General features: G+C 60.3%; 20 protein-coding genes. 8 read left to right on the top strand and 12 right to left on the bottom strand.

All coding sequences use genetic code 11. The features are described 5' to 3' along the window. Positions 1-340 (top strand): transposase (locus CKW18_RS25670; RefSeq protein WP_141233123.1); only part of this gene is annotated, 340 nt, incomplete at its 5' end. A 64-nt stretch (positions 341-404) separates the two neighbouring features. Here CKW18_RS25670 and pmbA read toward each other — a convergent pair. Beyond that, a complete protein-coding gene (pmbA, locus tag CKW18_RS25665; RefSeq protein ID WP_095191346.1) occupies positions 405-1,751 on the bottom strand; it encodes a metalloprotease PmbA in 1,347 nt (448 codons plus the stop codon). 108 nt (positions 1,752-1,859) lie between these two features. On the opposite strand from pmbA, the gene yjgA reads away from it, so the two are divergent. Beyond that, the gene (yjgA, locus tag CKW18_RS25660; RefSeq protein WP_007915377.1) at positions 1,860-2,384 is read left to right on the top strand and encodes a ribosome biogenesis factor YjgA; all 525 of its coding nucleotides are present in this window, start codon (positions 1,860-1,862) and stop codon (positions 2,382-2,384) included. Positions 2,385-2,486: 102 nt separating this feature from the next. Here yjgA and tldD read toward each other — a convergent pair whose 3' ends face one another. The 8 genes from tldD to mreB form a co-directional block, all read right to left on the bottom strand. Continuing rightward, the gene (gene tldD / locus CKW18_RS25655) at positions 2,487-3,929 is read right to left on the bottom strand and encodes a metalloprotease TldD (RefSeq protein ID WP_007915374.1); all 1,443 of its coding nucleotides are present in this window, start codon (positions 3,927-3,929) and stop codon (positions 2,487-2,489) included. Between the two features lie 3 nt (positions 3,930-3,932). Then, positions 3,933-4,793 carry a carbon-nitrogen hydrolase family protein gene (locus CKW18_RS25650; protein ID WP_095191345.1) on the bottom strand — a complete coding sequence of 287 codons (861 nt, stop codon included), beginning with the start codon at positions 4,791-4,793 and terminating at the stop codon, positions 3,933-3,935. A gap of 34 nt (positions 4,794-4,827) precedes the next feature. Further along, a complete protein-coding gene (locus CKW18_RS25645) occupies positions 4,828-8,634 on the bottom strand; it encodes a YhdP family protein (protein WP_095191344.1) in 3,807 nt (1,268 codons plus the stop codon). Positions 8,635-8,709: 75 nt separating this feature from the next. Further along, positions 8,710-10,167, bottom strand: a complete 1,458-nt coding sequence (rng, locus tag CKW18_RS25640) for a ribonuclease G (RefSeq protein ID WP_095191343.1) — start codon at positions 10,165-10,167, stop codon at positions 8,710-8,712. 57 nt (positions 10,168-10,224) lie between these two features. Next, entirely contained in the window at positions 10,225-10,821 is a 597-nt protein-coding gene (locus tag CKW18_RS25635; protein WP_095191342.1) for a nucleoside triphosphate pyrophosphatase, read from the bottom strand. Between the two features lie 37 nt (positions 10,822-10,858). Beyond that, positions 10,859-11,350 (bottom strand): rod shape-determining protein MreD, encoded by a 492-nt coding sequence (gene mreD, locus CKW18_RS25630; RefSeq protein WP_095191341.1) that lies wholly within the window; start codon positions 11,348-11,350, stop codon positions 10,859-10,861. Then, a complete protein-coding gene (gene mreC / locus CKW18_RS25625) occupies positions 11,350-12,477 on the bottom strand; it encodes a rod shape-determining protein MreC (protein WP_095191340.1) in 1,128 nt (375 codons plus the stop codon). Before mreC ends, mreD begins: the two co-directional genes overlap by 1 nt. Before the next feature lie 141 nt (positions 12,478-12,618). Beyond that, complete coding sequence (mreB, locus tag CKW18_RS25620; RefSeq protein WP_002555108.1) at positions 12,619-13,656, bottom strand: rod shape-determining protein MreB; 1,038 nt, start codon at positions 13,654-13,656, stop codon at positions 12,619-12,621. A gap of 211 nt (positions 13,657-13,867) precedes the next feature. On the opposite strand from mreB, the gene gatC reads away from it, so the two are divergent. The 6 genes from gatC to CKW18_RS25590 all read left to right on the top strand — a co-directional run bounded on the left by gatC (position 13,868) and on the right by CKW18_RS25590 (position 19,088). Next, the gene (gene gatC, locus CKW18_RS25615; protein ID WP_007901429.1) at positions 13,868-14,155 is read left to right on the top strand and encodes an Asp-tRNA(Asn)/Glu-tRNA(Gln) amidotransferase subunit GatC; all 288 of its coding nucleotides are present in this window, start codon (positions 13,868-13,870) and stop codon (positions 14,153-14,155) included. A 16-nt stretch (positions 14,156-14,171) separates the two neighbouring features. Then, the gene (gatA, locus tag CKW18_RS25610) at positions 14,172-15,623 is read left to right on the top strand and encodes an Asp-tRNA(Asn)/Glu-tRNA(Gln) amidotransferase subunit GatA (protein WP_095191339.1); all 1,452 of its coding nucleotides are present in this window, start codon (positions 14,172-14,174) and stop codon (positions 15,621-15,623) included. Between the two features lie 10 nt (positions 15,624-15,633). Beyond that, positions 15,634-17,079 carry an Asp-tRNA(Asn)/Glu-tRNA(Gln) amidotransferase subunit GatB gene (gene gatB, locus CKW18_RS25605; RefSeq protein WP_095191338.1) on the top strand — a complete coding sequence of 482 codons (1,446 nt, stop codon included), beginning with the start codon at positions 15,634-15,636 and terminating at the stop codon, positions 17,077-17,079. Between the two features lie 149 nt (positions 17,080-17,228). Then, positions 17,229-17,603: a septal ring lytic transglycosylase RlpA family protein gene (locus CKW18_RS25600; protein WP_095191337.1), complete on the top strand. Its 375-nt coding sequence runs from the start codon at positions 17,229-17,231 to the stop codon at positions 17,601-17,603. A 46-nt stretch (positions 17,604-17,649) separates the two neighbouring features. Beyond that, complete coding sequence (locus tag CKW18_RS25595; RefSeq protein ID WP_095191336.1) at positions 17,650-18,711, top strand: calcium/sodium antiporter; 1,062 nt, start codon at positions 17,650-17,652, stop codon at positions 18,709-18,711. After that, positions 18,708-19,088 carry a carboxymuconolactone decarboxylase family protein gene (locus CKW18_RS25590; RefSeq protein ID WP_095191335.1) on the top strand — a complete coding sequence of 127 codons (381 nt, stop codon included), beginning with the start codon at positions 18,708-18,710 and terminating at the stop codon, positions 19,086-19,088. Before CKW18_RS25595 ends, CKW18_RS25590 begins: the two co-directional genes overlap by 4 nt. A gap of 116 nt (positions 19,089-19,204) precedes the next feature. On the opposite strand, the gene CKW18_RS25585 is transcribed toward CKW18_RS25590, so the two are convergent. The 3 genes from CKW18_RS25585 to CKW18_RS25575 all read right to left on the bottom strand — a co-directional run bounded on the left by CKW18_RS25585 (position 19,205) and on the right by CKW18_RS25575 (position 23,250). Then, on the bottom strand, positions 19,205-20,146 hold the full coding sequence (locus tag CKW18_RS25585) for an AEC family transporter (protein ID WP_095191334.1): 942 nt from the start codon (positions 20,144-20,146) through the stop codon (positions 19,205-19,207). Positions 20,147-20,320: 174 nt separating this feature from the next. Continuing rightward, positions 20,321-21,874, bottom strand: a complete 1,554-nt coding sequence (garD, locus tag CKW18_RS25580; RefSeq protein WP_095191333.1) for a galactarate dehydratase — start codon at positions 21,872-21,874, stop codon at positions 20,321-20,323. Positions 21,875-21,885: 11 nt separating this feature from the next. Next, entirely contained in the window at positions 21,886-23,250 is a 1,365-nt protein-coding gene (locus CKW18_RS25575) for an MFS transporter (protein ID WP_095191332.1), read from the bottom strand. Positions 23,251-23,382: the final 132 nt, after the last annotated feature.

Here is a 23,382-nt window from a genome sequence, read left to right as displayed (position 1 = left end):
GGATTTGCTGGCGGCCAACCAAGCGTTGATGACGGTCTACTTGATGAAAGCTGAACTCAAAACGCTCTGGACGCCAAGTACCGCCTGGGGCTGGAGATCAGCCTGGAAGCAATGGCTGCGCCACGCTGATGAAAGCGCGATACCGGCTCTGATCCTGTTCGCCAAACGGCTCAAGGGTTACTGGCGGGGAATCGTCAGCCGGGTTCGCTGGCCGATGCACACGGGGCAGTTGGAAGGCATAAACAATCGAATAAAGGTTATCAAACGGATGGCATACGGTTACCGGGATAGCGAATTCTTTTTCATGAAAATCAAGAGCGTCTTTCCCGGTAATCCGTGAAGAACCAGAAAAAAGGCGCGCCACCCGATGAGGTGGCGCGCCTTTCTTGTCTGACCGCTGGGACTTAGCTGCCCGCGACGGTCATCCGTTCGATCAATACCGAACCGGTGCGGATGTTGCTGCGCAACTCCAGATCATTCCCCACCGCAACGATCTGCTTGAACATGTCGCGCATGTTGCCGGCGATGGTCACTTCCTGCACCGCGAACTGGATTTCGCCGTTCTCGACCCAGAAACCCGCCGCCCCGCGCGAATAGTCGCCGGTGACCATGTTCAGACCATGGCCCATCAGCTCGGTCACCAACAGCCCACGACCCATACGGCGCAACAAAGCGGCCTGGTCTTCATCGCCATGGGTGACAAACAGGTTGTGTACACCGCCGGCGTTGGCGGTGCTCGGCATGCCTAGTTTGCGCCCGGAATAAGTGCCAAGGATGTACGAGACCAGCTCGCCCTTCTCGACGAACGGTTTGGCGTAAGTCGCCAGACCGTCACCGTCATACGAAGCACTGCCCATGGCACGCATCAAGTGCGGACGCTCGTCGATGGTCAGCCATTCCGGGAACAGCTTCTGCCCCAGCGTGCCTTCCAGGAACGAAGATTTGCGATACAGGCTACCGCCGGAAACAGCTGACAGGAAGCTGCCGAACAAACCGCCTGCCAGCTCTGCGGAAAACAGCACCGGCACTTCGCAAGTCGGCACCGGACGCGCGCCCAGACGGCTCGCCGCCCGTTGTGCAGCGCGTTGACCGATGCTCACCGGATCCGCCAGCAAAGTGCCCTGACGGCTCACGTCATACCAGTAATCGCGCTGCATCTGGCCATCGGCCTCGGCGATCATCACGCAGCTCAGGCTGTGCCGGGTCGACGCGTAGCCGCCAATGAAACCGTGGCTGTTGCCATACACACGGCAGCCCTGGTGGGTACTGAGCGTGGTGCCGTCGGCGTTCTTGATGCGCGCATCGGCGTCGAATGCCGCTGCTTCGCAGAGCAATGCCTTCTCGATGGCCTGCTCCGGTGTGATATCCCATTCGTGGAACAGATCGAAATCCTGCTGATCCTTGGCCATCAGCGCTGCGTCGGCCAAGCCCGAAGCTTCGTCCTCGGACGTGTGCTTGGCGATGGCCAGCGCCGCCGCAACGGTTTCGCGAATCGCATCGGGACCGGTGGCGGACGTGCTGGCCGAGCCTTTGCGCTGACCGACATACAGCGTGATGCCAAAGCCCTGATCACGGTTGAACTCCACCGTTTCGACCTCGCGCTGACGCACCGAAGTCGACAGGCCCTGCTCCAGCGACACCGCGACTTCGCAAGCACTGGCGCCCTGCCGCTTGGCTTCAGCAATGATCTGCTCGACTTGCTCTTGCAGTGCCGGCAATGCCTGCGGGCCGACGCTTTCAACTGCACTCATGCTGTTCTCCACTCAAATTCTGCTTTCGGCTGGGGCCATCGAGCGACCGGGCCGGACAAGCGGCCCCCGACTGGTTATCATGGCGGCGTTTCTTTGCGGACTGCCACCATGGTTGATTCTTACGACGACTCCCTCGATACGGGAGAAAAAAGCAAATCTCAGGTCAAACGCGAGCTGCATGCTCTGGTTGACCTTGGCGAGCGCCTTACAACACTCAAGCCCGACTTGATCGCAAAACTGCCGCTGACCGACGCCATGCGCCGTGCCTTGGCCGATGCGCCCAAACACACCGCGAACATCGCGCGTAAGCGGCACTTGCAGTTCATCGGCAAACTGATGCGCGATCAGGACACTGACGCGATTCTGACGCTGCTCGATCAACTCGATGCCTCGACTCGTCAGTACAACGAGCGTTTCCACAATCTCGAACGCTGGCGTGATCGCCTGATCGCGGGCGACGACGCCGTGCTGGAGAAATTCGTCGTCGAGTACCCGGACGCCGATCGCCAGCAACTGCGTTCCCTGATCCGTCAGGCTCAGCACGAGGTTGCGCAAAACAAACCTCCTGCCTCGAGCCGCAAGATCTTCAAGTACATCCGTGAGCTGGACGAGACTCAACGCGGTCTGCGTTGATACCTCGCCCCTGTAGGGGCTGCCGCAGGCTGCGATCTTTTGATCTTGTTTTAACAATCAAAGTCAAAAGATCGCAGCCTTCGGCAGCTCCTACACGTTTGTTTATGCGCCCGTCCCCCCCACGGTGATCGCATCGATTTTCAGCGTCGGCTGGCCAACACCCACCGGCACCGATTGCCCATCCTTGCCGCACGTGCCCACACCGCTGTCCAGCGCCAGATCGTTACCGACCATCGACACCCGGCTCATCGCCTCGGGACCGTTGCCGATCAACGTTGCGCCTTTGACCGGTGCGGTGATCTTGCCGTCCTCGATCAAATAAGCCTCGCTGGTGGAGAACACGAACTTGCCGCTGGTGATGTCGACCTGACCGCCGCCGAGGTTGGCGCAGTAGATACCTTTCTTCACCGACGCAATGATTTCCGCCGGATCGCTTTCGCCGCCGAGCATGTAGGTGTTGGTCATCCGTGGCATCGGCAGGTGCGCGTATGATTCGCGACGACCGTTGCCGGTGCGGGCCACACCCATCAGGCGCGCGTTGAGCTTGTCCTGCATGTAGCCCTTGAGGACGCCATTTTCGATCAGCGTGGTGCATTCGGTCGGGGTGCCTTCGTCGTCGACGCTTAGCGAGCCGCGACGACCGCTCAGGGTGCCGTCATCGACAATGGTGCAGAGCTTGGACGCGACCATTTCGCCCATACGCCCACTGTAGGCGGAACTGCCCTTGCGGTTGAAGTCGCCTTCCAGACCGTGGCCGACCGCTTCGTGCAGCAGCACGCCAGACCAGCCCGAACCCAATACCACCGGCAAAGTACCGGCCGGCGCTGGAATCGCTTCAAGGTTCACCAGCGCTTGACGCAGTGCTTCACGGGCATACCCCATGGCACGGTCTTCAGCGAGGAAATAACGGTAGTCGGTACGCCCGCCGCCGCCATGGCCGCCGCGCTCGCGACGACCGTTCTGCTCGACGATCACACTGACGTTGAAGCGCACCAGCGGACGCACATCGGCAGCCAGGCCACCGTCGGTGGACGCCACCAGAATCCGCTCCCAGACCCCGGCCATGCTCACACTGACTTGCTGGATACGCGGATCGAGAGCGCGAGTGGCGACGTCGATGCGCTTGAGCAACTCGACTTTCTCGGCACGCGTCAGCACTTCCAGTGGATTGTCCGGCGCATACAACTGGGCGACGTCTTGTGTGGTGAACGCCTGCACCGTACCGTTTTGCCCGGCGCGGGAGATCGAACGGGCCGCGCGCGCCGCAGCGCCGAGGGCTTCAAGAGTGATCGCGTTGCTGTAGGCGAAACCGGTTTTCTCACCGGACTGCGCACGCACGCCGACCCCCTGGTCGAGGTTGAAGCTGCCTTCCTTGACGATGCCGTCTTCCAGCGCCCAGGACTCGGAGATCTGGCCCTGGAAATACAGGTCGGCAGCATCGATGCCCGGGCCGGCCAGATCGCCGAGCACGCCTTGCAGGCTCTCGATGGTCACGCCGCCTGGCGCCAAAAGGTGATCACTGACTGAGGACAACAACTCGCTCATGGTTTAGGCCTTAAATTCATGTTCTGAAGCAGGTCGCTGTGCGCCCTGCGAGAAAAACCGCCGATGACGCGTCACCGGCATTCGCGTCCTGATGGACGCCTGTTCATCGCTATCGCGTTCGGCCAACAACACCGCCTCGCCTTGATCCTGACTGGCCAGCACGCGGCCCCACGGGTCGACAATCGCCGCATGCCCGAAGGTTTCCCGCGGTCCCGGATGGATCCCGCCCTGCGCAGCCGCGAGCACATAACACTGAGTCTCGATGGCCCGCGCGCGTATCAGCACATCCCAATGCGCCGCACCGGTCACCGCGGTGAAGGCTGACGGTGCGGTAATCAACTCGGCACCGGCAGCGCGCAATTCGCTGTACAGCTCCGGGAAGCGCAGGTCGTAACACACGGTCAGACCGACTTTGCCAACCGGTGTATCTGCAACCACCACGCCACCGCCATAAGCATAGTCATCGGATTCGCGGTAACGCCCGCGATTGTCCGCCACGTCCACATCAAACAGGTGCAGCTTGTCATAGCGTGCAACGGTTTCGCCCTGATCATTGACCAGTAGCGAACAAGCATGGGACTTGGCCTCCGGTTGATCGACGGGCGGCAACGGCAACGTGCCGGCCACTATCCATAACTTGAGGTCGCGGGCGGTCTGTTTCAACCACGGCAGGATCGGGCCTTCGCCCATTGCTTCGGCACGGCCGATGTCGGCGATGTCGCGACGGCCCATGGCGGCGAAGTTTTCCGGCAGTACCGCCAGCTTCGCGCCACCGGCCGCGGCCTGCTCAAGCAGGCGTCGGGCCTGGGCCAGATTGGCCAGCACGTCACTCTGGCTGACCATTTGAATCACCGCTAAAGACATGGCCGCTCCTGCATGGGGGATAGGATCATGCTACTCAAAAAGGCTTGTCGAAAGTGATTTTCGGCTCTTTCCACGGGCCTTTTACCGTGTATTTAACACTGGCAAAGCGTGCCACGCGGTCACCGATCAGCTTGTCGATCAGGAACAGGGCACCGCCGACCGCCGGCGCACCGACGATCAGCGCGGCAATTGGCAGGTTGTTGGTCACCGGCAAGGTAACCAGCAATTTGGCATCAACCTGATCGCCGACCAGATCCAGCTTACCGTTCAACTCAATGTTGCTCGACGGCCCGGTGAGGCGAATCGGTTCGCGAGTGTTGTAGACGCCATGGTTGGCCACCAACAGGCCTTTGACCCGGTCGTAACTCAGGCCTTTGCCGAACAGGTCGGAGAAATCCAGACGCAGGCGACGGCCAATCGAGTTGAAGTTGAGCAAACCGAATACGCGCAACGCCTGCGCACCGCCCTCCACTTCAACAAATTGGCCCTTGTTCAGTGACGCATCAAGGGTGCCGGAGAAACGCTTGGTCGCCAGCCACGCCGGTGAGCCCGGCCAGCGGCCGTCGACGTCCATGTGGAACTCTTCGCTGGTCACGCTCGGGGCAAAGCCCCAGCCCTTGAGCACATCGGCGAGGTTCTTGCCGCCAATCCGCCCCTTGTACCAACTGCTGGTGGATCCCGGCGAGCCTTCCCAGCCACCATTGCCCTGCAACAGAATGCCTTTGAGCCCTAGATCCAGGTTGTTCAAGGCGATGCCTTTGGCAGTCGGACGAATCTTCAGCGACCAGCCGCCAACCAGATCCTGCCCCTGGAACAGTTGATTGATGGTGATATCCAGCGCCGGAATTTTCGTCGGATCAACCGATGCCAGTGGATCGGGTGCATTCTCGTCCGCCTGCACCGTCGGATCCGGCGCAGGCAAGCGCACGTATTGCAGATTGACCGCAATCGGCACGCCTTTGGCGTCCGGCAGATTGGCGGTGCCTTTGGCCTGTTGACTATCGAGCGCCAGGTTCCAGGCTGCGGGCTTGCGGTTCAACTGCACGGCCGCCTGATCCAGAGTAGTGCCGAACGCGGTCAGTTTACCCACCTTGAAATCAGCACCGCTGAGCAGTTGCTTGGCATTGCCGCCCGGATCCTGCCCGGCATACTTGTTGGCCAGATCCTGCCACGGTGCGACATCCAGCTCCGACAGCACACCGCGGATCCGCAGACCTTTGCCAGCGGGCAGCACGGCTTCGCCAGCACCGAGGAACAACTCGCCACGACCGTCGGCAAAATTGGTCGGCGGCGCGGCAAACGTGAAGTTCGCCAGTTGGTCGTAATTGACCCAGTAACGTCGCTCTTGCCCTTGCAGCGTCATGCGGAACACCGTGTCACGCCCGACATCCGCCGCCATGCCAAACGGTGCTGGCAGATCCACTGCGACGCCCTTCATGCCGGAACTGACCATCAATTGGCTGTCCGCACCATCAAGATTCAGTTGTAGCTGGTACGCAATCGTCCCGGACACCGGCAACGGCTGGGTGACGCCCAGCCAGTCGGTGAGCTTTTTCACCTCGACCTGTCCCGACGCGGCGACCCGGGTCTTGAGCTTGTTGGCACTGCCGTCGGCGAAGATTTGCGCAGTCACCGGTTTGTCGAACGCCCGCGCGCTGATGTTCTGCCCGCTGAGCCCCTTGGTGCTGTCGAAACGGAAGTCCCCCTTGAGTTGGGTCAGTTCCAGCTTCGGCTCAGCCAGTTTCAGTCGTGCATTGGCGGTCTTGAAGTCGACCAGAATTTTTGGCTGGTCGCCGCCCTTGTCCAACGGAATATCCAGTTTCAACTTGCCTTGCAGATCGCCCGCGCCTTCCCAACCTGCGAAGGTTTCACCGGTGCCGATCGGCGCATCCTGAAGAATCTTCAAGCCATCGCCCAGCCCACCGGCAAACGCGCCATCGAGATACATGTGGGTATGCTGACCGGCAGGCACATGGGGAATATTGACGAAAACGTCGCTGACCTGAGTGTCGAGCAACTTGCCCTTGTTAGCCCAGATCCGCACCCCGCTGTCTTCGATGAACACATCGCCGCTGACCTTGCTCACATGCGGCCAGCCCGGCTGGAAGGCCAGTTCGGCATCGTGCACCTTGAAAAACAGGCTGATGCTGCGATCGGCCTCCCCGGCGTTCTTGCTCAGCGAACCCTGGTACTGGAAGAAGCCCTGATCCACCGCCCCCTTGAGGATTGCGGTGCGTAACCACTCATCGAGGGCTGGACTGAGGACTTCGGGCAAGTACTTGGCGGTGTAGCGACCATCGCCTTCGACCAGACCGACCCGCAGGTCCATGTAGTCTTCCTGGCTGTGGTCGAAGTGCAGGCGGATCAGGAAATCACCGGCAATCTTGCCCTCTTCGCCCAGCACTTTCAGATAGGGCGCAATCAGGGTGAAACCATCTTTATCAAGCTTCCAGGTCAACCGCGCGTTGGCCTGAATGTACTGCCATGGCTTGGCGAAAATCGGATCGAGGTGCAGGACAAAATCCTTGCTGTCCATGCGCAACTCGCCACCGTCGAGATTGCCACTGAGACTGCCGCTGACATTTCGCGCCGCCGGAGCGCCGTGATAGGCATCGAAACCGACGCTGTCGAGGTTCGCGGCAAAACCGAATTTAGTGCCGTCAGTAGCGTTCGGGCGGAAATCCAGCAACACGTTGCGCAGCCCGCCCGTCACTTTCAGGCGCTCGACCACCGTGGCGAAACCTTGCGGCAACGGCCCCAACGCATTGAGTAACGGGGTGATCGGCGTCAGATCGAGACGATCCGCCTGCAAGTGCCAGAGCTCATCGACCTTGTCAGAGGCCCGCGTCTGCTGCACCTGGACGTGCGACTCCCAACGGGTTTCGCCGAAGTTCATCGCCAGCGAATCGAGCGTGACGGTCGCACCTTGGGCGTTATTTTCGTAGTAAGCATTGAGTGCCAGATTGTTGATCTGGATCGGCTTGCGTTCGGCGTAGGCGCCGGTCACTTGCGGCGCGTTCAAACGCAGCGCCGCACTTTGCAAAGTGCCTTGAGCCCAGTTCACCCAGAGCTCGCCGCCGGCCTTGATCTCGGAGAAATTCCATTGCCGGGTCAAGCGCTCCGGCAGCCACTTCGACCAGTCGCTTTGCGGCAGGCTGGCGTAGCCTTCCACTGTGCTGTCCTGCCACTGGCCGGGGCGGATTCGCGTGCGCAAGTTCAACGCAACCGGTTGGCCATCAGGCAAGGTCAGACGGGCATCGAGACGCTGACGGCTGGCACCGGTTTTCAGATTGAGGCCGACGTAGGTGAGGGTCATCGGCGGGTGATCGAGCGGCTGCAAGGTCACCTGACTGTCGAGCACCGACAGTTGCTGAATCATTTGAGAGCGATTGAACAGTTGCTCCGGATCGAACGGTTGATCCTTCTGCAACGGCAAGCCTTCCAGCGCCCAACTGCCGTCCTCGGCTTCCTTGAGGCTGATTTTCAGCCCGTTGAGTTCCAGATGGGCGATACGCACCTGGCGGGCCAACAGGCTGGCCCACAGATCCGGCACCGCACGCACCCGATCAAGACGCAAGGCATTGGCGCCGTCGCCGACCATCACATCATGGGCGAGCAGGATCGGCGCGAACCCGCTCCAGTTACCTTCCAGCTCGCCGATCTGCAACGGCATGCCGAGCGCGGCACTGGCCTTATCTTCGATGTCGGCGCGGTATTCGGCCACTAGCGGCGTCAGTTCACGGCCCAGACTGACGTACAACGCCATCAACACCAGAACCAACGCGCACAGGCCCAGCCCCCAGCGGGTAATAGCGGCCAAAATGCGTGTCAGACGGTCCATGTCAGTTGGCTCCCATGGCAAAAAAACTGCGAAAAGCTGAGGCCAGCCGCGGTGGAAATAAGGTGATGCAGGGGTTCAGAGCAGCACCACGTCATATTGTTCCTGGGAATACATGGTTTCCACCTGGAAGCGTATGGTGCGACCGATAAACCCTTCAAGCTCGGCGACGTTACCGGACTCTTCATCAAGCAGCCGATCGACCACTTTCTGGTTCGCCAGCACGCGATAACCCTCGGCCTGATAGGCCCGGGCCTCACGCAGGATCTCGCGGAAAATCTCGTAACAGATGGTTTCCGCAGTCTTCAGTTTGCCGCGCCCCTGACAGCTGCTGCACGGTTCGCACAGCACTTGCTCAAGGCTTTCGCGGGTGCGTTTGCGGGTCATCTGCACCAGACCCAACTCGGTAATCCCGATGATGTTGGTCTTGGCGTGATCGCGCTCCAGTTGTTTCTCGAGGGTTCGCAGCACTTGACGCTGGTGCTCTTCATCTTCCATGTCGATGAAGTCGATGATGATGATCCCGCCCAGATTGCGCAGGCGCATCTGCCGGGCAATCGCGGTGGCCGCTTCCAGGTTGGTCTTGAAGATGGTTTCTTCGAGATTGCGATGGCCGACGAATGCTCCGGTGTTGACGTCGATGGTGGTCATGGCTTCCGCCGGATCGACCACCAGATAGCCACCGGACTTCAGCGGTACTTTGCGCTCCAGCGCTTTCTGGATTTCGTCTTCAACTCCGTACAGATCGAAAATAGGCCGTTCGCCCGGGTAGTGTTCCAGACGATCAGCGATTTCCGGCATCAGTTCGGCGACGAACTGTGTGGTTTTCTGAAAGGTTTCCCGAGAATCGATGCGGATCTTCTCGATCTTAGGGCTGACCAGATCACGCAATGTGCGCAAGGCCAGACCCAGATCTTCATAGATAACACTCGGCGCACCGATGGTCTTGATTTGTTCGTTGATTTGATCCCACAGGCGTCGCAGGTACCGGATGTCCATGAGGATTTCATCAGCCCCGGCGCCTTCGGCGGCGGTCCGCAGAATAAAACCACCCGCTTCTTTGATGCCTTCTTTGGCCACACAATCGCTGACCACTTGCTTGAGGCGTTCGCGCTCGGCTTCGTCTTCGATTTTCAGGGAAATGCCGACATGGGCCGTGCGCGGCATGTACACCAGATAGCGCGACGGGATCGACAATTGCGTGGTCAATCGCGCGCCTTTGGAGCCGATCGGGTCCTTGGTGACTTGCACCACCAGGCTCTGGCCTTCATGAACCAGCGCGCTGATGCTCTCCACTGCCGGCCCCTCACGCAGGGAAATTTCCGAGGCATGAATGAACGCTGCACGGTCCAGGCCGATATCGACGAACGCCGCTTGCATACCCGGCAGCACCCGGACAATCTTGCCTTTATAAATGTTGCCGACGATCCCGCGTTTTTGCGTGCGCTCGACGTGGACTTCTTGCAGCACACCGTTTTCGACCACCGCCACGCGCGACTCCATCGGCGTGATGTTGATCAGAATCTCTTCACTCATGGCAGGATCTCGTTCAGGCATGTTCACGATAATGGCCGCATCTTGTTCGTACGACGCTCATTGCGCGCTCAGGTTTTGCCAACAGGGTATGCCGAAATCGCTCAGCAGTTGTGCGGTTTCGCACAAAGGTAACCCGACCACCGCCGAATAGCTGCCGTTGAGCCCCGCGACAAACACCGCCCCGAGGCCCTGAATGCCGTAGCCACCGGCCTTGTCCCGGGGCTCGCCACTGGCCCAGTAGGCCTGGGCTTCTTCGCGACTGATCGGCCGGAACCGCACCAGACTGCGCACCACCCGCGACTCGCACCGCTCACTTTCAAGCACTGCGATGGCAGTCAGCACTTCGTGCTCCTTGCCAGACAACATCATCAGCATGGCGCATGCATCGGTGGCGTCCACCGGTTTACCAAGAATTTTGCCGTCGAGTACCACAGCGGTATCGGCCCCAAGTACACAGAATGCCTGCTCGGAAACGACCGCGCGCTGCCCGGCCTCAGCCTTGCCATGTGCAAGGCGTTCGACATAGGCCGCTGGCGATTCTTCGGGTAACGGGGTTTCATCGATGTCCGCGCTGATGGCGGAAAAAGGAACACCGATCTGCGTGAGTAACTCACGTCGACGCGGCGATCCGGAGGCGAGGTAAAGCGGCTTCATCAAAACATCTCCCTGTTCAGTGCCCTGCTTCACCGGATCAATTGATTTTGTAGCGGCGGCGCAATCCACGCAGGGCGAAGCTGACCCAAGGCCAGAGCAAGGCGCTGACCAGTGCCGGCAGCACCAGCGCCAGGGTCGGCTGACGGTTGCCGGTCAAGGCACTGAGCCACAGCTGCACCAGTTGCGCGAGACCGAAGATCACCAGGATCACCAGACACTGCTGCCACATCGGGAACATACGCAGGCGCTGCTGCAATGACAGCACCAGGAACGTGATCAGCGTGAGGATAAGCGCGTTTTGCCCAAACAGATCGCCTTGCAGCACGTCTTCGGCCAGACCCAGGCAAAACGCCGTGACCATACCGACCGTTTGCGGCATGTATAACGCCCAGAACGTCAGCAGCAAGGCCAGCCATAGCGGGCGCAGTATTTCCATGAAAATCGGTAACGGCGAGACACTGAGCAACAGGCCGATAACAAACGTCAGCCAGACCATCCAGCCATTTCGAGAGGCTTTTACACCGACCATTATTCTCGTCCCCCAGTGGTGGCTGGCGCCGTGACCGGCGGCTTGGCGGGTGGCTTGCTGGCTGCTGGCGCAGAGGCCGGAGGCTTTGTCGCTGTCGGTGCAGTGGCAGGCGGTTTGCTCGCGCCAGGTTTGACCGGCGTCGCGGCGGGCGCTGTGGCGGCCGGTACCGGTTCGGCCGTCGGCGTTGCGGCAGGCGCAGGCATGACCAACGGTCTCGAAACGTTGACCGGCTGCATCGGGCCGCCACCATGAGCATCCAGAGCTTCTTGAGCCTGCGCGGCGTCGTTGGCGCGTTCCTCGGCGGTGCGCGAGTCACTGAACACCAGCAACAGGTAACGACTACGGTTCAATGCGGCGGTCGGCACGGCGCGGACGATTGCAAAGGGCTGGCCGGAGTCGTGAATCACTTCCTTGACCGTCGCCACAGGATAGCCGGCTGGAAAACGCTGGCCGAGGCCAGAGCTGACCAGCAGATCGCCTTCCTTGATATCCGCCGTGTCGGCTACGTGACGCAATTCCAGGCGCTCCGGGTTACCGGTACCGCTGGCGATCGCCCGCAGACCGTTACGGTTCACTTGCACAGGAATGCTATGGGTGGAGTCGGTCAGCAGCAGTACACGGGAGGTGTACGGCATCAACTCGACCACTTGCCCCATCAGACCGCGCGCATCAAGCACCGGCTGACCGAGGACCACGCCATCACGCTCACCTTTATTGATGATGATGCGATGCGTGAAGGGATTGGGGTCCATGCCGATCAGCTCGGCCACTTCGACCTTCTCATTGACCAACGCGGAGGAATTGAGCAACTCGCGCAGCCGAACGTTCTGCTCGGTCAGGGCGGCAAGCTTCTGCATGCGCCCCTGCAACAGCAGGTTTTCGGTCTTGAGTTTTTCGTTTTCGGCGACCAGCTCGGTGCGACTGCCGAACTGGCTGGCGATACCGTCCCACAGCCGTCCGGGCAGGTCGGTGATCCAGTAGGCGTCCATCAGCACCAGCGACGCTTGTTTGCGAGCGGGCTTGAGCAGGTCGAAGCGGGCATCGACCACCATCAGCGCGACCGACAGCACGGCCAGCACCAACAGGCGCACGCCCAACGAAGGGCCCTTGGCGAAAAGCGGTTTAATAAGCCGCTCCTCCCAGGCAAATGTTCTGTTTATTCATACGGCATCAAACCGGCCTGGATGAAGACTGACAGAAGATAAACGCCAACAGGCAGCACTGCAAAGTGCTGCCTGTGCGCTCACCCACGTATTGCATTCGGCGAGTTATTCGCTCGAGAGCAGGTCCATGGTGTGCTTATCCATCATTTCCAATGCACGGCCACCGCCGCGAGCAACGCAAGTCAGCGGATCTTCGGCAACGATCACCGGCAGACCGGTTTCCTGTGCCAGCAACTTGTCGAGGTCACGCAGCAGCGCGCCACCACCGGTCAGCACCAGGCCACGCTCGGCGATGTCGGAAGCCAGTTCCGGCGGCGATTGCTCCAGCGCGCTTTTCACGGCCTGAACGATAGTGGCCAGGGACTCTTGCAGAGCTTCCAGCACTTCGTTGGAGTTCAGGGTGAATGCGCGTGGCACGCCTTCGGCCAGGTTGCGACCGCGAACGTCGACTTCGCGAACTTCGCCGCCCGGGTAGGCCGTACCGATTTCCTGCTTGATGCGCTCAGCGGTGGATTCACCGATCAGGCTGCCGTAGTTCCGACGCACGTAGGTGATGATCGCTTCGTCGAAGCGGTCGCCGCCAACGCGCACGGACTCGGCGTAAACCACACCGTTCAGGGAGATCAGCGCGATTTCGGTAGTACCACCACCGATATCGACGACCATCGAACCGCGCGCTTCTTCTACCGGCAGGCCGGCACCGATCGCGGCAGCCATTGGCTCTTCGATCAGGAACACCTCACGGGCACCGGCACCAAGGGCCGATTCGCGGATGGCACGACGCTCAACCTGGGTGGATTTGCATGGAACGCAGATCAGCACACGAGGGCTAGGCTGCAGAAAGCTGTTTTCGTGAACCTTGTTGATAAAGTATTGCAGCATCTTTTCGCAGACGCTGAAGTCGGCAATCACGCCGTCCTTCATCGGACGAATGGCAGCAATATTGCCCGGCGTACGGCCGAGCATGCGCTTGGCCTCGGTGCCGACAGCAACGACACTTTTCTGGTTACCGTGTGTCCGAATGGCCACAACCGATGGCTCATTCAGGACGATACCGCGCTCGCGCACGTAAATAAGGGTGTTGGCAGTGCCCAGGTCAATGGAAAGATCGCTGGAAAACATGCCACGCAGTTTCTTGAACATGGGAAAGGGACCCTAGGCAACGCGTGGGTAAAAAAGTGCGGCAAACTCTAACAACGACAGGGATTTTGGGCAAGGCGCCAATATGTTAAATTGGCCGCTTTTCTGTGCACCAAGCCCCACAATCGCGGCCTTATGACCGTAGAAGTGCGGTAGTGTTCCGACAATCTAACACACGGACGCCGTCCGTTCTGTTTTCCACTGGAGAATCCCGATGGCGCTAGAACGCTCCGACGTGGAAAAAATCGCTCATCTGGCCTGCCTTGGCCTCAATGATGCCGATCTTCCGCACATTACTTCCGCCCTCAACAGCATTCTCGGGCTTGTCGACGAAATGCAGGCTGTTAATACCGACGGTATCGAGCCTCTGGCCCACCCGCTGGAAGCCAGTCAGCGCCTGCGCGCCGACGTTGTGACCGAGACCAATCATCGCGAGGCCTATCAGTCCATCGCACCAGCGGTCGAAAACGGCCTGTATCTGGTTCCGAAAGTCATCGACTAAAGGGAAAGAGCCTGCAATGCATCAAATGACTCTGGCCGAGATCGCCCGCGGTCTCGCCGATAAAAAGTTTTCCTCCGAAGAGCTGACCAAAGTCCTGCTGGCGCGTATTACCCAGCTCGACCCGCAGCTCAACAGTTTCATCAGCCTCACCCAAGAGCTGGCCCTCGAGCAGGCGAAAGCCGCCGACGTGCGCCGGGCCAACGGTGAGAGCGGCGCCCTGCTCGGCGCGCCGATCGCTCACAAAGACCTGTTCTGCACCCAAGGCATCCGCACCAGCTGCGGCTCGAAGATGCTCGACAACTTTAAAGCGCCATACGACGCCACCGTGGTCGCGAAACTGGCTGCTGCCGGTGCCGTGACTCTGGGCAAGACCAACATGGACGAATTCGCCATGGGTTCGGCCAACGAGTCGAGCTGGTACGGTGCCGTAAAAAACCCGTGGAACCTGGAACACGTGCCGGGCGGTTCGTCCGGTGGTTCGGCAGCCGCCGTTGCCGCTCGTCTGTTGCCAGCGGCCACCGCCACTGACACCGGTGGTTCGATCCGTCAGCCCGCCGCGTTCACCAACCTCACCGGCCTGAAACCGACCTACGGTCGTGTTTCGCGCTGGGGCATGATCGCTTACGCCTCCAGCCTCGATCAGGGCGGCCCGTTGGCACGCACTGCCGAAGACTGCGCAATTTTGTTGCAAGGTATGGCCGGCTTCGATCAGAACGACTCCACCAGCATCGACGAACCTGTGCCGGATTACTCGGCGAGCCTCAACGAATCGCTGCAAGGCCTGCGCATCGGTGTGCCGAAGGAATACTTCAGCGCCGGTCTCGACCCGCGCATTGCCGAGCTGATCCAGAACAGCATCAAAGAGCTGCAGAAGCTCGGTGCGGTGATCAAAGAAATCAGCCTGCCGAACATGCAGCACGCGATTCCGGCGTACTACGTAATCGCCCCGGCCGAAGCTTCTTCGAACCTGTCGCGTTTCGACGGCGTGCGTTTCGGCCATCGTTGCGAGCAGCCGAAAGACCTGATCGACTTGTACAAGCGCTCCCGTGGCGAGGGCTTCGGGCCTGAAGTACAGCGCCGGATCATGGTCGGTGCCTACGCACTGTCCGCCGGTTACTACGACGCCTACTACCTGAAGGCGCAGAAGATCCGTCGTCTGGTGAAGAACGATTTCATGGCAGCCTTTAATGAGGTCGACATCATCCTCGGCCCGACCACGCCGAACCCGGCCTGGAAACTCGGCGCGAAGAACAGCGATCCGGTCGCTGCCTATCTGGAAGACGTCTACACCATCACCGCCAACCTCGCGGGCCTGCCGGGCCTGTCGATGCCGGCCGGTTTTGTCGACGGTCTGCCGGTCGGCGTGCAGTTGCTCGCGCCGTATTTCCAGGAAGGACGCCTGTTGAACGTTGCCCACCAGTATCAGTTAAACACTGACTGGCACACCCGCACCCCAACCGGCTTCTGAGGAGACACACATGCAATGGGAAGTCGTGATCGGGCTGGAGATTCACACTCAGCTCACTACCCGGTCGAAAATCTTTTCCGGTAGTTCCACCACCTTCGGTTCCGAGCCGAACACCCAGGCCAGCCTGATCGACCTGGGCATGCCGGGCGTATTGCCGGTGCTGAACCAGGAAGCCGTGCGTATGGCGGTGATGTTCGGTCTGGCGATTGATGCCGAGATCGGTCATCACAACGTGTTCGCCCGTAAAAACTACTTCTACCCGGACCTGCCGAAGGGCTACCAGATCAGCCAGATGGAATTGCCGATCGTTGGCAAAGGCCACCTGGACATCGCGCTGGAAGACGGCACCGTCAAACGTGTCGGCATCACCCGCGCACACCTGGAAGAAGACGCCGGCAAGAGCCTGCACGAAGAATTCAACGGTGCCACCGGCATCGACCTGAACCGTGCTGGCACGCCGCTGCTGGAAATCGTCTCCGAGCCGGACATGCGCAGCGCCAAGGAAGCCGTGGCTTACGTCAAGGCAATCCACGCACTCGTGCGTTATCTGGGCATCTGCGACGGCAACATGGCTGAAGGCTCGCTGCGTTGCGACTGCAACGTGTCGATCCGGCCGAAAGGTCAGGTTGAATTCGGCACGCGCTGCGAGATCAAGAACGTCAACTCGTTCCGTTTCATCGAGAAGGCGATCAACTCCGAGATCCAGCGTCAGATCGAGCTGATCGAAGACGGCGGCAAAGTGATCCAGCAGACCCGTCTGTACGATCCGAACAAGGACGAAACCCGTCCGATGCGCTCCAAAGAGGAAGCCAACGACTACCGTTACTTCCCCGATCCGGACCTGCTGCCGGTGGTCATCGAAGAGTCGTTCCTCGGTGAGGTGCGCGCCACCCTGCCGGAACTGCCACCGCAAAAACGCGAACGCTTCCAGAGCCAGTTTGGTCTGTCAGCCTACGACGCCAACGTGCTGGCCACCAGCCGTGAGCAGGCGGATTACTTCGAGAAAGTCGCAGCCATTGGTGGCGACGCCAAACTGGCAGCGAACTGGGTGATGGTCGAGTTGGGCAGCCTGCTCAACAAGCAAGGTCTGGACATCGACGAGTCGCCGGTTTCCGCTGAACTGTTGGGCGGCATGCTGCAGCGCATCAAGGACAACACCATCTCCGGCAAGATCGCCAAGGTGGTGTTCGAAGCGATGGCCAACGGCGAAGGCAGCGCCGACGAGATCATCGAAAAACGTGGCCTCAAGCAAGTGACCGACAGCGGCGCGATCTCCGCGGTGCTGGACGAAATGCTTGCGGCCAACGCCGAGCAAGTTGAACAGTATCGTGCGGCGGATGAAGCCAAACGCGGCAAGATGTTCGGCTTCTTCGTCGGTCAGGCCATGAAAGCCTCCAAGGGCAAGGCCAACCCGCAGCAAGTGAACGAACTGCTGAAAAGCAAGCTCGAAGGCTGATCACAATGGAGCCAGATCCAAAGCCTGGCTCTATTCCCTGTGGGAGCGAGCCTGCTCGCGAAAGCGTCATGACGTCCAATAGAGATATTGAATGTGACGGCCTCTTCGCGAGCAGGCTCGCTCCCACATTGTTATTTGGGAGCTTTCGAATGAAACGTCTGCTCGGCGCCTGCGCCCTGCTCTCTCTACTGGCCGGTTGCGCCAGCACCGACATCATCGACCCGCACGGTTACGACCAGAGCGGCGTCGCCTCCTATTACGGAGCCAGACACCACGGTAAACGCACCGCCAGTGGCGAAGCGTTCAACCAGCATGCCCTGACCGCTGCCCATCGCCAGTTGCCGTTCGGTACCCGGGTGAAGGTCACCAATCTGAAAAACGACAAATCCTGCGTCGTGCGTATCAATGATCGCGGCCCGCACACCCGTGGCCGCTTGATCGATGTTTCACGCGAAGCGGCCGAACAACTCGGTATGCTCAGCAGCGGTACCGCACGGGTTCGCGTGCAGGCCCTCGACGATTGATGGAGCGCCGACCATTTTCGGACTAACCGATTTACCGCTGATCAGCGTGATCGAACTGCTTGCCGGGCTGTGCCTGCTGATCCTTGGGGCAGAACTGATGGTGCGGGCGGCGGTGCGTCTGGCCGCACGACTGAATGTGCGACCACTGATCATCGGCCTGACCATCGTTGCCCTCGGCAGCAGCGCCCCGCAGATGGCGGTGAGTCTGCAAGCCGCACTGGCCCACAACCCGGACATCGCAGTCGGCAGCGTGGTCGGCAGCAGCATCTTCAACATCCTCGTGACCCTCGGTTTGTCGGCGCTGATCATTCCGCTGCGCGTGTCGCGGCAACTGGTGCGCCTCGACATTCCACTGATGATCGGCGCCTGCCTGCTGGTGTTCGTTCTGGCCTGGAATGAGGAAATCGGTCGTATCGACGGCATCCTGCTACTGGGCGCACTGGCGCTGTACCTGGCTTTGCTGCTGCGCCAGTCACGGCATTCGACACGACCACACTCGGAACACGGCGAAGCAACGCAGACGTCCTGGATCGGCAGTTCGCTGATGATCGTCGTCGGTCTGGCGATGCTGGTGTTCGCCGGGCACCTGCTGCTGAGCGCTGCCGTTGTGGTGGCGACCGATCTCGGGTTTTCCGAGCGGGTCATTGGCCTGACTGTGGTGGCCGTCGGCACTTCCCTGCCGGAACTCGCCACGTCGCTGATCGCAGCCTTGCGCGGGCAACGGGATATCGCCGTGGGTAACGTGATCGGCGCCAACCTGTTCAACCTGCTTGGCGTGCTGGGCATCACCGCACTGATCGCGCCGACACCACTGTCGGTCTCGCCCAATGCGCTGGATTTCGACTTGCCGGTGATGCTCGGCGTCGCCGCGTTGTGCCTGCCGGTGTTCTATTCCGGCTACCGCGTGACCCGTGCCGAAGGTCTGCTGTTGCTCGGTTTGTATCTGGCGTACGGGCTGCACGTGGTGTCGTTCACCACCGGCTTGCCGCTGGCCGGCAAACTCGAGCGGCTGATGCTGTTTTATGTCTTGCCGGCGCTGCTGACGTTTCTGCTGTTCACGTCAGTCATCGCCTGGCGCCGCCAACACCACAAAAAGGATGTGCCATGACCGAATCGAAGAAGTCCGGGGTTGAAGTCCGCCGTGAGGTAATGGGCGATGCGTTTGTTGATCGGGCGCTGGGCAACGCCACCGCGTTCAGCCAGCCGTTGCAGGACTTCGTCAATGAACACGCCTGGGGTGGCGTGTGGAATCGCGAAGGCCTGCCGCTGAAAACCCGCAGCCTGATTACGCTTGCTGCACTGACGGCGTTGAAGTGCCCGCAAGAGTTGAAGGGGCATGTGCGTGGCGCTCTGAACAACGGCTGCACGGTGGATGAGATTCGCGAGGCGCTGCTGCATTGCGCGGTGTATGCCGGTGTGCCGGCGGCGATCGATGCGTTTCGCGCGGCGCAGGAAGTGATCGATACCTACCAGAAGCCTGAGTAATTCAGCGTTTGCGAAATCGCTTTCGCGAGCAGGCTCGCTCCCACATTGGAATGCGTTTCAAATGTGGGAGCGAGCCTGCTCGCGAAGAGGCCCGAAAGAACAACCCAAGCTTCAGGCTAGATCCACCCACCCCACTGCAAAAAGAAGATCCCAACATTGGTGGTGATCGCCGCCATCAACGTGGTCAACACGATAATCGCCGCCGCCAATTCATGATTGCCCTGCGCCGCCCGGGCCATGACGAAACTGGCCGCCGCCGTCGGGCTGCCAAAGTACAGAAACAGAATCCCCAACTCCGCTCCGCGAAAACCGCATAGCCATGCACCGAGCGTCGCCAGCACCGGCAGACCGATCATCTTAACCAGACTGGAGCTGAGCGCCATCTTGCCGCTCTTGCGCAGCGCCGCCAGCGACAAGGTGCCGCCGATACAGATCAGCGCCAGCGGCAAGGTGGTTTGCGCCAGATATTGCCCGGAGGTTTCCAGCCACCCCGGCAGGCCGATCTTGAAATAGGCAAACGGCGCCGCCGCGATCACGCTGATGATCAGCGGATTGCTGAACACGCTTTTGCAGATGCTCCACGGATCAGACTTGATCACCGGGCTGTACACCGCCAGCACGATGGTCGACAGGGTGTTGTAAAACAGGATCACCAGCGCCGCGAGAATCGCCCCGAGAGAAATCCCGTAGTCGCCGTACATGCTCGCGGCCAGTGCCAGGCCGATCACCCCGTTGTTGCCGCGAAACGCGCCTTGGGTGTAGATGCCGCGATCCTCACGCGGGCACTTGAAAATCGCCCAGCCCCAAGCAACGGCGAAGCTCACCAACGTGGCCAAGGAAAAGTAGATCAGCAGCGCCGGTTGCAACGCGGCGTGCAGGTCGGCGTGCAGAATGCCGAGAAACAGCAGCGCCGGCATGGTGACGTTGAACACCAGCGACGAGGCCGTGTGGATGAAGTTGTCGTTGATCCAGTCGATGCGCTTGAGCAGCACACCGAGAAACAGCATGGCAAACACCGGCGCGGTGATGTTCAGGGTTTCGAGGAAGATTGCCAGCATGCCGGGGAGCCTTGGGTGAGCGTCGTCAGGGGGCTAATGATAAGCCACAAGACCTCCGGCGTCTGTGGGATCGCCTTCGCGAGCAGGCTCGCTCCCACATTCGATCGCATTCGCACAGACAGAACGCGATCGAATGTGGGAGCGAGCCTGCTCGCGAAGAACGATAACCCGGCCTCAGGTAATCGGCGCCGGATTAAACAACGTAATGTCGTTATGCAGCTTGTGCTTCTCCGCCCACGTCTGCTGCTTGCCGCTCGCCACGTCCAGGTAGTAGTGGAACAACTCCCAACCCAACTCCTCGATCGTCGCCCGGCCGGTGGCAATCCGCCCGGCGTCGATATCGATCAAGTCAGGCCAGCGCTGCGCCAACTCGGTACGCGTCGAGACTTTCACTACCGGCGCCATCGCAAGCCCATAAGGCGTGCCGCGCCCGGTGGTGAACACGTGCAGGTTCATCCCTGCCGCCAACTGCAACGTGCCGCAGACAAAATCACTCGCTGGCGTCGCACAGAAGATCAAACCTTTCTGCTTGAAGCGCTCGCCCGGGCCCAGCACGCCATTGATCGCGCTGCTGCCGGATTTGACGATCGACCCCAGCGACTTCTCGACGATGTTCGACAACCCGCCCTTCTTGTTGCCCGGCGTAGTGTTGGCGCTGCGATCCGCTTCGCCCTTGGCCAGATAACGGTCGTACCAGTCCATCTCGCGCACCAGTTCCTCGGCGACGGTTTTGGTCTGGGCGCGGGAGGTCAGCAGATAGATCGCATCGCGCACTTCGGTGACCTCGGAAAACATCACCGTCGCCCCCGCCCGCAACAGCAAGTCCGAGGCATAACCCAGCGCCGGGTTGGCGGTGATGCCGGAAAACGCATCGCTACCGCCGCACTGCATGCCGAGGATCAGCTCGGACGCCGGCACGGTTTCCCGGCGGCGCTGATCAAGCTTCTTCAAACGGACTTCGGCCAGTGCCATGATCTGCTCGATCATTTCGGTGAAACCGTGACTGGAATCCTGCAAGCGATACAGCCACGGCTCGCTGAGATCCACCGAAGTATCGTCCTCGTGCATCACCTGGCCGGCCTGCAATTTCTCACAACCCAGACTGATCACCAGTGCCTCGCCACCCAGGTTCGGGTTGCGCGCCAGATTGCGCACCGTGCGAATCGGGATGTAGGCGTCGGTGGCAGTAATCGCCACGCCACAGCCGTAACTGTGGGTCAGCGCCACGACGTCATCGACGTGCGAGTACTTCGGCAGCAGTTCTTCCTTGATGCGTTTCACCGCGTGATCGAGCACGCCGGTCACGCATTGCACGGTGGTGGTGATGCCGAGAATGTTGCGCGTACCGACGGTGCCGTCGGCGTTGCGGTAACCCTCGAAGGTGAAACCTTCCAGTGGCGCCTGGGCGTCCGGCACCTCGGTGGACAGCGGCAAGCTGTCCAGCGGTGGCGCGGTCGGCATGCGCAGTTGATCTTCCTTGACCCAACTGCCCCGGCGGATCGGCTGCAAGGCATAACCGATGATCTGGCCGTAACGAATCACCGGGCCGCCCTCGGGAATATCCTCGAGGGTGACCTTATGGCTCTGCGGCACGAAATCCAGCGTCACCAGGCCATCGGCGAATTCAGTGCCGGCCGGTACGCCTTGGTCGTTGACCACAACCACGACATTGTCCCGCTCGTGCAGGCGGATGTAGCGCGGCGAGTCGGAATGTTCAATCAACTGCATGACGCCGCTCCTCAGGAATGCGCTTGAGACAATTTACCGCTGGCTTCAACACCGCCGTTGGTTGGCGGCTCTTTGAGTACCACACGTTTGATCGGGCCAACGATGACCAAGTAGCTGAACACCGCCACCAGTGCATTGGCACCGACGAACACCAGCGCCCATTTGAACGAACCGGTGGAGCTGATGATGTAGCCAATCACGATCGGCGTGGTGATCGACGCGATGTTGCCGAAGGTGTTGAACAAGCCACCGCTCAGACCGGCGATCTGTTTTGGCGAGGTGTCGGAAACCACTGCCCAGCCGAGAGCGCCAACGCCTTTGCCGAAGAAGGCCAGGGCCATGAAGCCAACGACCATCCACTCAACATCAACATAGTTGCAGGCCACGATGCTGCTGGACACCAGCAGGCCGGCGATGATCGGCGCTTTGCGGGCGAAGGTCAGCGAGTGGCCCTTGCGCAGCAGGTAATCGGAAATCACCCCGCCGAGCACACCTCCGATGAAACCGCAGATCGCCGGCAACGACGCGATGAAACCGGCCTTGAGAATGGTCATGCCACGCTCTTGCACCAGATATACCGGGAACCAGGTCAGGAAGAAGTAAGTGATGCCGTTGATGCAGTACTGACCCAGATACACGCCAAGCATCATGCGATTGGTCAGCAACTGACGGATGTAATCCCACTTCGGACCGTCGGACTTTTTACCCTTCTGATCCATGTCGACCATGCCGCCGTTGTCGGCGATGTGCTTGAACTCGGCGTCGTTGATGCGTGGATGTTCACGCGGGCTGTAAATCACTTTCAGCCAGACCAGCGAGAACACGATGCCGAGGATACCCATGACGATGAACACGTGCTCCCAACCGAAGGAATACACGATCCAGCCCATCAGCGGTGCAAACAACACAGTGGCAAAGTATTGCGCCGAGTTGAAGATCGCCGACGCAGTGCCGCGTTCGGCGGTCGGGAACCAGGCGGCAACAATGCGCGCGTTGCCAGGGAAGGACGGCGCTTCAGCCAGGCCGACCAGAAAGCGCAGCATGAACAGCGCAACAATCGCCGTGGACATGCCGAATTCACCGACAAAGCCTTGCAGCACGGTGAACAGCGACCAGGTGAAAATGCTCAGGGCGTAGACTTTTTTCGAGCCGAAGCGATCGAGCAGCCAGCCACCGGGGATTTGCCCGGCCACGTAGGCCCAACCGAATGCGGAGAAGATGTAGCCGAGGGTGACTGCGTCGATGCCCAGGTCTTTTTGCAGGCTGGAACCGGCGATCGCGATGGTGGCGCGGTCGGCGTAGTTGATCGTGGTCACCAGAAACAGCATGAGCAGGATCAAATAGCGGACGTGAGTCGGCTTTTGAGTCGATTGCATGTAGATGTACTCCCACTGATTATTTTTATGCGCGGGTGAATCTGTTGTGTTTCCCGGTGTTCCGGGTTCCCTGTAGGAGCTGCCGCAGGCTGCGATCTTTTGATCTTCGGCGTCATCCGAGACGCCAGAGAA

The organism is Pseudomonas sp. Irchel 3E19 (assembly GCF_900187585.1).
Lineage (GTDB): Bacteria > Pseudomonadota > Gammaproteobacteria > Pseudomonadales > Pseudomonadaceae > Aquipseudomonas > Aquipseudomonas baetica.
This window is presented reverse-complemented; position numbering and strand designations above follow the sequence as displayed.

Excerpts from the sequence above, each read along its gene's own strand:
- pmbA (WP_095191346.1), bottom strand. The coding sequence starts at position 1,751 with ATGAGTGCAGTTGAAAGCGTCGGCCCGCAGGCATTGCCGGCACTGCAA.
- yjgA (WP_007915377.1), top strand. The coding sequence starts at position 1,860 with ATGGTTGATTCTTACGACGACTCCCTCGATACGGGAGAAAAAAGCAAA.
- tldD (WP_007915374.1), bottom strand. The coding sequence starts at position 3,929 with ATGAGCGAGTTGTTGTCCTCAGTCAGTGATCACCTTTTGGCGCCAGGC.
- CKW18_RS25650 (WP_095191345.1), bottom strand. The coding sequence starts at position 4,793 with ATGTCTTTAGCGGTGATTCAAATGGTCAGCCAGAGTGACGTGCTGGCC.
- CKW18_RS25645 (WP_095191344.1), bottom strand. The coding sequence starts at position 8,634 with ATGGACCGTCTGACACGCATTTTGGCCGCTATTACCCGCTGGGGGCTG.
- rng (WP_095191343.1), bottom strand. The coding sequence starts at position 10,167 with ATGAGTGAAGAGATTCTGATCAACATCACGCCGATGGAGTCGCGCGTG.
- CKW18_RS25635 (WP_095191342.1), bottom strand. The coding sequence starts at position 10,821 with ATGAAGCCGCTTTACCTCGCCTCCGGATCGCCGCGTCGACGTGAGTTA.
- mreD (WP_095191341.1), bottom strand. The coding sequence starts at position 11,350 with ATGGTCGGTGTAAAAGCCTCTCGAAATGGCTGGATGGTCTGGCTGACG.
- mreB (WP_002555108.1), bottom strand. The coding sequence starts at position 13,656 with ATGTTCAAGAAACTGCGTGGCATGTTTTCCAGCGATCTTTCCATTGAC.
- gatC (WP_007901429.1), top strand. The coding sequence starts at position 13,868 with ATGGCGCTAGAACGCTCCGACGTGGAAAAAATCGCTCATCTGGCCTGC.
- gatA (WP_095191339.1), top strand. The coding sequence starts at position 14,172 with ATGCATCAAATGACTCTGGCCGAGATCGCCCGCGGTCTCGCCGATAAA.
- gatB (WP_095191338.1), top strand. The coding sequence starts at position 15,634 with ATGCAATGGGAAGTCGTGATCGGGCTGGAGATTCACACTCAGCTCACT.
- CKW18_RS25600 (WP_095191337.1), top strand. The coding sequence starts at position 17,229 with ATGAAACGTCTGCTCGGCGCCTGCGCCCTGCTCTCTCTACTGGCCGGT.
- CKW18_RS25590 (WP_095191335.1), top strand. The coding sequence starts at position 18,708 with ATGACCGAATCGAAGAAGTCCGGGGTTGAAGTCCGCCGTGAGGTAATG.
- CKW18_RS25585 (WP_095191334.1), bottom strand. The coding sequence starts at position 20,146 with ATGCTGGCAATCTTCCTCGAAACCCTGAACATCACCGCGCCGGTGTTT.
- garD (WP_095191333.1), bottom strand. The coding sequence starts at position 21,874 with ATGCAGTTGATTGAACATTCCGACTCGCCGCGCTACATCCGCCTGCAC.
- CKW18_RS25575 (WP_095191332.1), bottom strand. The coding sequence starts at position 23,250 with ATGCAATCGACTCAAAAGCCGACTCACGTCCGCTATTTGATCCTGCTC.